The sequence below is a fragment of the Ensifer sp. 2TAB8 genome (genome assembly GCF_052115125.1).
Taxonomy (GTDB): domain Bacteria; phylum Pseudomonadota; class Alphaproteobacteria; order Rhizobiales; family Rhizobiaceae; genus Ensifer.
The window spans coordinates 1-343 of record NZ_JBFRGB010000101.1; the positions used below are offsets into that span (position 1 = coordinate 1).

A 343-nucleotide genomic window follows, 5' to 3' on the forward strand; every position below is an offset into this window, starting at 1 on the left:
ACATGTTCGGATAGACCGGGCCTTCGCCGACATTCCCTTGCGGCGGTCCGTGCGGCCCGCCTCCCGAACTCACATGTTCGGATAGACCGGGCCTTCGCCGCCTTGGGGCGGCACCCAGTTGATGTTCTGGTTCGGGTCCTTGATGTCGCAGGTCTTGCAATGCACGCAGTTCTGCGCGTTGATGACGAAGACCGGCTTGCCGTCCTTCTCCACCCACTCGTAGACCCCGGCCGGACAGTAGCGCGTCGACGGGCCGGCATAGATGTCGTGCTCGGAGCGCTTCTGCAGCTCCATGTCCTTCACCTGCAGATGGACCGGCTGATCCTCCTCGTGGTTGGTGTTC

General features: G+C 63.0%; 1 protein-coding gene. It reads right to left on the reverse strand.

The window, feature by feature from the left end; all coding sequences use genetic code 11:
* Positions 1–69: 69 nt before the first annotated feature.
* Positions 70–343, reverse strand: a 274-nt coding sequence (locus AB4Z53_RS35530) for a 4Fe-4S dicluster domain-containing protein (RefSeq protein ID WP_441600133.1), incomplete at its 5' end; no start/stop codon positions are given.